Annotated in this window: 7 protein-coding genes; 5 read left to right on the forward strand and 2 right to left on the reverse strand. The window is 65.5% G+C overall.

Annotated features, from left to right (window positions below; translation table 11 throughout):
* The coding region (locus tag ACIPIA_RS06435; protein ID WP_400507775.1) for an ABC transporter permease at positions 1–1698 on the reverse strand (1698 nt) is incomplete at its 3' end.
* A gap of 30 nt (positions 1699–1728) precedes the next feature.
* Entirely contained in the window at positions 1729–2721 is a 993-nt protein-coding gene (locus ACIPIA_RS06440; protein WP_400507777.1) for an ABC transporter substrate-binding protein, read from the reverse strand.
* A 239-nt stretch (positions 2722–2960) separates the two neighbouring features.
* Here ACIPIA_RS06440 and ACIPIA_RS06445 point away from each other — a divergent pair, with 239 nt between their 5' ends.
* The 5 genes from ACIPIA_RS06445 (at position 2961) to ACIPIA_RS06465 (ending at position 7984) form a co-directional block, all read left to right on the forward strand.
* Positions 2961–4343 carry an ABC transporter substrate-binding protein gene (locus tag ACIPIA_RS06445; RefSeq protein WP_400507779.1) on the forward strand — a complete coding sequence of 461 codons (1383 nt, stop codon included), beginning with the start codon at positions 2961–2963 and terminating at the stop codon, positions 4341–4343.
* Between the two features lie 107 nt (positions 4344–4450).
* A complete protein-coding gene (locus tag ACIPIA_RS06450; protein WP_400507788.1) occupies positions 4451–5326 on the forward strand; it encodes a carbohydrate ABC transporter permease in 876 nt (291 codons plus the stop codon).
* The gene (locus tag ACIPIA_RS06455) at positions 5323–6159 is read left to right on the forward strand and encodes a carbohydrate ABC transporter permease (protein WP_400507781.1); all 837 of its coding nucleotides are present in this window, start codon (positions 5323–5325) and stop codon (positions 6157–6159) included. The genes ACIPIA_RS06450 and ACIPIA_RS06455 overlap by 4 nt, the downstream gene beginning before the upstream one ends.
* 138 nt (positions 6160–6297) lie before the next feature.
* On the forward strand, positions 6298–7266 hold the full coding sequence (gene tal, locus ACIPIA_RS06460) for a transaldolase (RefSeq protein ID WP_400507784.1): 969 nt from the start codon (positions 6298–6300) through the stop codon (positions 7264–7266).
* A 7-nt stretch (positions 7267–7273) separates the two neighbouring features.
* Entirely contained in the window at positions 7274–7984 is a 711-nt protein-coding gene (locus ACIPIA_RS06465) for an SDR family oxidoreductase (RefSeq protein ID WP_400507786.1), read from the forward strand.
* Positions 7985–8056: the final 72 nt, after the last annotated feature.

Genomic DNA, 8056 nt, shown 5'->3' on the forward strand with positions numbered 1-8056 from the left:
GAGCAGCATCGCGAAGAGGATGACGGCCGAGGCGCTGATGGCGACGGCCGCGGCCTCGCCGGCGAGGCCGGCTTCCTTCAGGCTGAACAGCACGACCCCCAGCGTCTCGGTGCCGGACGACCAGAGCAGCGCCGATACCGTCAGTTCATTGAAGGCGACGAGGAAGACCATCAGCGCAGAGACCGCGGCTGCCGGTGCCAGGATCGGCGCGACGATGAAGCGCAGCATCTGCCAGAGACTGGCGCCGTCGAGTTTTGCCGCCTCCTCGTGATGCGCCTCGATCTGCGCCATGGCGGCGACGGGCGCCTTCAGGGCGAGCGGCAGGAAGCGCGCGAGATAGGCGAACAGGATGATGAAGGGGGTGCCGTAGATACTAACGCCGATCAGGGGCAGCGGCTTCAGGAAGATCAGGATGCAGGCGATGGCGAGCACGACGCCCGGCAGCGCATAGGGCAGTTCGATCAGGAGCTCGACCGGGCGACGGAGCTTGCCCAGCCGCCGTTCGAGGCCGTAGGCGAAGGCGATCGCGAGGAACGCCAGGATCGCGGCGGCTGCGCCTGCGAAAAGCAGCGAATTGCGGAAGGCGCGCATGGTGACAGCCTGTCGCCAGAGCACTTCGGTGAACTTGTCGAAGGTCAGGCTCTGCCAGGTCAGGGCGACGCCGAGCGCCGGCGTCAGCGCCTCGCTCAGCAGCGCGAGCAGGGGCAGGCCGAGCTTGAGCGCCAGCAGTAGCCAGAGGCCGGCTGCGACCACGGGGCGGGCGGAGCCGAGCTGCCAGTACGGTTCGAAGGGCCGCTCGATCTCGATCCGGCCGCGCTGGCGGCGGGCGACGAGCGTGCCTGCGAGAATGCCCAGGGCCGCCACGGCGCCGACGAGCACTGCGAGCGCGGCCGTTTCGCCGAGGCTCGACGGGCCGAAACTCGACAGCCGGCGATAGATCAGTGTCGGCAGCGTCAGGTAGTTGACGGGCAGGCCGAGCAGGGCCGGGATACCGAAATTGCCGACGCCGGCGACGAAGGCGATCAGGCCGGCGGCGACGATCTGCGGGCGCAGCACCGGCAGGATGATGCGGGCGGTGATCGTGGAGGGCGCAGCGCCTTCCATCTGCGCGGCCTCGACCAGCGATTGCGGGATGCTGCGCAGCCCCGTCCAGAGCGTGATCGCGACCAGCGGCGCATGATGAAGCGCCATCACGAGAATGATACCGCCGCGGCCGAGGAGTGGGTTTGGCGTGCCGGGCTCCGGCGCGAGGCCGATCAGCGCGAGGATCTGCGAGTTGGGGGCCAGCAGGCTGAGGAAGGCGAGAGCCGCCACTTGTGGCGCGATCATCATCGAAAAGATGAAGAAGAAGGCGAGGGGGCGCTTGCCGCGCACATCGGTGACGCCGAGCGCCAGCGCCACGATGCCGCCGACCAGGAGGGCGCCGAGAGCGGAGAGGACTGCGGTCTCGATGCTGTGCCAGGTCGCGGCAACCGCCGAGCGGCTCGCCATCTCCGCGAGGGCCGCTTCGGGTGCGAGCTGCCAGCCGGGGGCGAAGGCAGCCGCGGCCAGCCGGAAGAAGGGCAGTCCGCCGAGCAGAAGCGCGACCGCGACGACGAGTGCCGGCAGGCCGAGGCCGTCCGCCAGCCGCAGAGGCGGCAGGGGCGGGGCCGCCAGGGTGGGCTCCCGCTTCGCGTTTCGATCGATGGCCAGCGTCATGGCGCCGGCGCCCCTAGCATGGAAGCCGCCTTACTCGAAGATCGAGCTGAAGCGCTTGCGCGCGGCAGTCTCGTCGGCAAGCGCCTTCGCGGCGTCGAACGACATCAGCTTGATCGCGCTGCGCGCGGGATAGCCCGCCGGCAGGGCGACATCGGGATGGGCGGCGACATAGCCCTGCTTCAGTGCGAGCTCCTGCCCGTCCTTCGACAGCAGGAAGTCGATGAAGGCCTTGGCCGCCTCGGGGTTCCCGGTGTTCTTGAGGATAGCGACCGGCTCGCTGACGGCGGAGACGCCCTCGCTCGGGAAGACGAATTCGACCGGCGCACCCTTGGCCTTCTCGCGGATCGGCATGAAGTCGACGATCATGCCGTAGAGCTTCTCGCCGGTCGCGACCTGGCGGAGAATGTCGCCGTTGGCGCCTGCGGCCAGCGTGCCGTTGTCCTTGAGCTTCTCGTAGAAGCTCCAGCCGTCCTTGAGATTGCCGGTCAGCGTGATCGTGTGGATCAGCGCGGCGCCGGAGTTCAGCGGGCTCGGCATGGCCAGCTGGTTCTTGACCTCGGGCTTGGTCAGGTCGGACCAGCTCGCAGGCTTCATCGCCGCCTTGGTGTTGTAGACGATGCCGGTGGTGATCAGCTTGGTCGCGAACCACATCTTCTTCGGGTCGTGGACGCCGGCCGGGTAGGCGGAGACATCGGCCTTGTCGTGGGCGAGCAGGCGGTCGTCCTTCTTGAGGCCTTCCATCGTGACGGAATCGGCAATGAGAAGGACGTCGGCCTGAGGAGCGCCGGCTTCGAATTCCGCCTTGAGCTTCGCCATGATGCGCGGCGTTCCGTCGCGCACGAAGGAGACGTCGACCTTCGGGTACTTCGCCTTGAAGGCGTCGATCGTCTGCTGCGCGTCGGTATTGGGCTGGCTGGTGTAGAGCACGAGCTTGCCTTCGGCGGCCCAGGCCGCGGAGGCTGCGAGCGCCGTCGCCGTCAGGCTGGCTGCCAGGGTTAAAGCGCTCAGGGCCTTGCGCTGCATCTGTCGTCTCCGTCTTTCGGGTCGCCGCTGCGAGATGGCGCTGCCGGTAGACCCCATACATAACAGTTCCATGAAGGTGGAGCCCCGGTGCAGGGCGAGGATGGGCGTGTCCTGGGGCTTTCCAAAAATACTATTTATAAGCAGGCCCCCGGCTTGTTTCCGGCGGGGCTTTTCGACTAGGGTCGCCGCAAGGCGATCAAAAACGTCGGATTAAAACGGTTTAAACGGGAGGTTATCTGATGAAAATGGCTCGACATTTCGCCATGGGTACGGCCATTGCCGCGGTTCTCGCCGGCTGGTCCGGCGCGGCGCAGGCCCAGGAAGTGCTGACGGCCTGGTTCACCAAGGGCTTCTATAAGGGCGAGGACGACGCGCTGCTCGCCGTCGTCGACAAGTTCCAGAAAGCGACAGGCGTCAAGGTCGAGCTTTCGCTCTACGCGACCGAGGACTGCGTCACCAAGTCGGTCGGCGCCGTCGATGCCGGTACGCCGCCGGATGTCGGCTTCTGCACCACCTATGATTTCCGCACGACCGGCAAGTGGGCCTATGACGGCAAGCTCGAGGACGTCACCGACGTGATCGAGCCGATGAAGGCCGAGTTCCAGCCGATGGCGCTCTCGACCACCTTCCTGATGAACGGCAAGGCCGGCAAGAAGTCATACTATGCTTTCCCGGTCGAGCAGCAGATGATGCACATCACCTACTGGAAGGACATGCTGGAGGAGGCCGGCTTCAAGGAGAGCGATATCCCGAAGACCTTCAACGGCTATTGGGATTTCTGGTGCGACAAGGTGCAGGGCTCGCTGCGCGCCAAGGGCAAGCGCATCTACGGCATCGGCCACCCGATGGGCATCGCCGCCTCCGACACCTTCTACTCCTTCCTGACCTTCGCCAACGCGTTCGACGCGCAGGTGGTCGACGAGAACGGCAAGATCGTGCTCGACCAGCCCAAGAACCGGGCGGCCATGATCGAGGCCGTGAAGGCCTATTCGAACATCTTCCAGCGTGGCTGCACGCCGCCCTCCTCGGTCAACTGGCTCGACCCGGACAACAACGTCGCCTTCCACAACCGCACCACCGTCGCCACGCACAACGCCACGATCTCGATCGCCGGCAAGCACATGGACGACATGAACAACGCCTCGCTCACCGCCGAGCAGCGGGCGCAGGCCAAGAAGAACTACGAGGACAACATCCGCACGGCCGAATTCCCGCTCAAGGCCGATGGCAGCAAGATGACCAACCTCGCCGCGGTCAAGACGGCGGTGATCTTCGCCGACGCCAAGAACAAGAAGCGCGCCAAGGAGTTCATGGCCTTCTTCATGAAGGACGAGAACCTGCGCCCCTTCGTCGAGGGCTCGGCCGGCCGCTGGGTGCCGACGACGCTGAAGGGCATCGAGGCGCCGTTCTGGTCGGATGGCAAGGACCCGCACCGCGCGGTCGTCTACAAGCAGTACAAGGACGGCACCGTGCCGTTCCAGTTCGTCTACAACTACAATTTCACGACCGTGAACGCCGAGAACGTCTGGGCCAAGGCCGTGAACCGCGTGGTTCAGGACAAGATCTCGCCTGAGCAGGCCGTGGACGAGATGATCGCCCGCATCAAGCAGATCGCCGGCTGACCCCCACGCTCGTTTCGCTTGCATCATCGATCCGCCGCGGCAATGCTTGCCGCGGCGGAACTTTCACCGGGTGACAATTCCAGGGAGAGTCCATGAGCACTGCCGCCATGACAGCGCCGCTTTCGGCACCGCGCGAGGATAAATCGGGCTTCACGCGCGACCGCGCGGTCTGGGGCACGATCATGCTGGCGCCCTATGTGCTCGTCTTCGCTGTGATGGTGGTCTACCCGGTGGGCTACGGCCTCTGGCTCGGCCTCAACTGGAATTCCTATAAGGCGCTTTTCGCAGACCCGATCTTCCTGCGCACGGTCGTCAACACGATCATCTTCCTGTTCGTGGCCGTGAACCTGAAATTCCTGATCGCGCTCGGCCTCTCCGGCTTCTTCGTGCAGCAGCGCGCCTGGATCCGCTTCGTGCTGGTGCTGTTCATCCTGCCCTGGGCGGTGCCGTCGATCCCGACGATCCTGTCCTTCCGGGTGATGCTCAACCCGGAGAACGGCATGGTGAACCAGCAGCTCTTCCATTGGTTCGGCGTGATGGAAGGGCCGGGCTGGCTGACTGATCCGACGCTCGCCTTCGCGATGTCGATCGTCGTCCATATCTGGAAGTCGCTGCCGTTCTGGACGCTGATCCTGATCACCGGCCGCCTCGCCATCGCGCAGGACCTCTACGAGGCCGCGAGCGTCGACGGCGCCAATCGCTGGCAGCAGTTCCGCTTCATCACCTGGCCGTCGCTGGCGACGCTCTATGTCACCTCCACCATGCTCTCGATGATCTGGACGCTGGGCGACTTCAACAGCGTCTACCTGCTCAACAGCGGCGGCCCCGGCGACCTCAACCACGTGCTCGCCACGCTCGGCATCCGCTACATGCGTAACAACAACCTCGACCTGGGCATCGCCTCGATCATCGTCGCCATGCCGCTGATCCTGCCGATGGTCTTCGTGATGGTGAAGCGCCTGTCGAAGGGAGCGGACGCATGAGAAAGTTCCTCGACGAAGGCAAACTGATCCTGATCGCCATTCCCGTGCTGATCTGGACGCTGCTGCCGATCTATCACCTCTTCGTCCTGTCGATCTCGAACCAGGAATCGATGCTGGCCGGCAAGCTCTGGCCGGACAATCCGACGCTGCAGAACTTCCAGATCGTCTTCAACCAGCAGCACTACTACCTGCACAATTTCTGGCGGCAGCTGTTCAATAGCTTCTTCATCGCGGTCGCGACGGGCATGATCACCCTCTTCGTCGCGACGCTCGCCGCCTTCGCGATCGCCCGCCTGAAGGTGAGGGGCGGGCGCACGATGATGAACCTCGCGCTTGCGACCTATTTGATCCCGGCCGCCTTCCTCGCCATTCCCATGTACAAGGCGATGGGCTCCTATGGGCTGCTCAACACGCAGGCCTCGCTCATCCTCGCCATGGTCGCGCTGGCCTCGCCCTACGCGATCTGGGTGCTGAAGCAGGCCTCGGACAAGTTGCCGAAGGAGCTCGACGAAGCCGCCGTGATGGACGGCGCGACGTCGCTCCAGCTCTTCCGGCTGGTCTATCTGCCACTGATGAAGCCCTCGATGGTGGTGATCGGCATCTATGCTCTGCTGCTCGCCTGGAACGAGTATCTCTACGCGTTCCTGCTGCTCTCCTCGGAAAAGGCCGTGCCGCTGGCCGTCGGCCTCGGACTCTTCCTTTCGGCGGACGATGCGCCGTGGAACCTGCTGATGGCGGCCGGCCTGCTCTACGCCATCCCGCCCGCGGTGATCTATTACGGTTTCCGCAAGAACATGGTCAGCGGGCTGACCTCGGGTGCGGTGAAGAGCTGACGACCGGCGTTTCGCCACGAAAGCCATGCCCGCCGCGTGGCGGGCATGGCGGGATTGCTCCGTCCCTCTCGCAATCCTGCCGAACAGGCGTCACATTGCAGGCGTTAGCCTGACGAAGACGATTTCCGGGAAAAGACGATGACCGCCTCCAAGCTCGACCAGCTCCGCGAAATGACCACCGTCGTCGCCGACACCGGCGACATCGAGGCCGTGCGCCGCCTGAAGCCGGTCGACTGCACGACCAACCCGACGCTGATCCTGAAGGCCGTCGAGACGCCCGCCTATGCCCATCTCGTCGAGGAGGCGATCGGCTGGGGCAAGAAGCAGGGTGGGAGCGAGAAGGCGGTTCACGCCGTCTGCGATCGCCTTGCCGTCAGTTTCGGCGCGGAGCTGGCCAGGATCGTTCCCGGCCGCGTCTCGACCGAGGTCGATGCCGACCTGTCCTTCGACACGGAAGCGACCGTCGGGAAGGCCCGCGCCATCATCGCCGCCTACAAGGAGCGCGGCGTCGGCAAGGATCGCATCCTCATCAAGGTCGCCTCGACCTGGGAGGGCCTGCAGGCCGCCAAGGTTCTGCAGGGAGAGGGGATCGACTGCAATCTGACCCTGCTCTTCGCGCTGCCGCAGGCGGTTGCGGCAGCCGAGGCGAATGCCTTCCTGATCTCGCCCTTCGTCGGCCGCATCCTCGACTGGCACGTCAAGGCCGGCGGCGGGCCCTACACCGCCGAGACCGATCCCGGCGTCGTCTCGGTCAAGAGCATCTATGCCTATTACAAGGCGTTCGGGATCAAGACGGTCGTGATGGGCGCCTCCTTCCGCAACACCGGCGAGATCGAAGCGTTGGCTGGCTGCGACCGCCTGACGATCGGCCCCGGCCTGCTCGATGAACTCGCCGCCGCGACCGGCGATTTGCCGCGTCGCCTGTCGCCGGCCTCGTCGCCGCAGGTCGGCTCGGGTTTCGACAAGCGGCTGGGCTTCGACGAGAAGGCCTTCCGCTTCGCGATGAACGAGGATGCCATGGCGACGGAGAAGCTGGCGGAGGGCATCCGCGGCTTCGTCAAGGACCTGCGCGGACTGCGCAAGCTCGTCGCTGCGAAGCTCGGCTGAGCCAGCGATGACGGGTCGGCGGATCGCCGTCGTCACGGGCGGCGCCAAGGGCATCGGTGCCGCCGTCGCCGAACGGCTGGAAGCGGATGGCCTGACGCCGGTGATCTGGGACATCATCCCGCCGCCGGCTGCAGGGCAGCGGCATCTCGCCTGCGACGTCTCGGACGAACGCTCGGTCGCGGAAGCCCTGGCGTCGACCGAGCGTGAGCATGGCCCGATCGCAGTCCTCGTCAACAATGCCGGCCTGACCGGTCCCTCGACGACCGTTGCCGAAACGCCGCTGGCGCAGTGGCAGAAGGTGCAGGCGATAAACCTCACCGGAACCTTCCTCTGCTCGCGGGCCGTAGCGGCGGCGATGCTGCCGCGTCGCTATGGCCGCATCGTCAACATCGCCTCGCTAGCCGGCAAGGAAGGCACGCCGACGCTTGCCGCCTACAGCGCTGCGAAGGCCGGCGTCATCGCCTTCACCAAGGCCCATGGCAAGGAGCTCGCCGGCACGGGCGTTCTCGTCAACGCCGTCGCGCCCGCCGCGATCGAGACCGACCTGCTCCAGCAAATGAGTGCTGAAACGGTCGCGACGATGATCGCCAAAAGTCCGCTCAGGCGTCTGGGTACCGTCACCGAGTTGGCCGAGCTGGTGGCATGGCTCGCAAGCGAGCGCTGCAGCTTCTCGACGGGCGCGGTCTTCGACCTGTCGGGCGGTCGCGCCACCTACTGACCCGCGGCTTGCGGCAGATCATTGACGCAACCGCTGCGCGGGTTTCTCATGCAGACTGTCGAATGAGGCGGC

Source organism: Allobosea sp. CER48, from assembly GCF_044752385.1.
Taxonomy (GTDB): domain Bacteria; phylum Pseudomonadota; class Alphaproteobacteria; order Rhizobiales; family Beijerinckiaceae; genus Allobosea.

Bases quoted from the DNA above. Each gene is read 5' to 3' on its own strand.
- ACIPIA_RS06445 (WP_400507779.1), top strand. From the start codon at position 2,961: ATGAAAATGGCTCGACATTTCGCCATGGGTACGGCCATTGCCGCGGTT.
- ACIPIA_RS06450 (WP_400507788.1), top strand. From the start codon at position 4,451: ATGACAGCGCCGCTTTCGGCACCGCGCGAGGATAAATCGGGCTTCACG.
- ACIPIA_RS06465 (WP_400507786.1), top strand. From the start codon at position 7,274: ATGACGGGTCGGCGGATCGCCGTCGTCACGGGCGGCGCCAAGGGCATC.
- ACIPIA_RS06440 (WP_400507777.1), bottom strand. From the start codon at position 2,721: ATGCAGCGCAAGGCCCTGAGCGCTTTAACCCTGGCAGCCAGCCTGACG.
- tal (WP_400507784.1), top strand. From the start codon at position 6,298: ATGACCGCCTCCAAGCTCGACCAGCTCCGCGAAATGACCACCGTCGTC.
- ACIPIA_RS06455 (WP_400507781.1), top strand. From the start codon at position 5,323: ATGAGAAAGTTCCTCGACGAAGGCAAACTGATCCTGATCGCCATTCCC.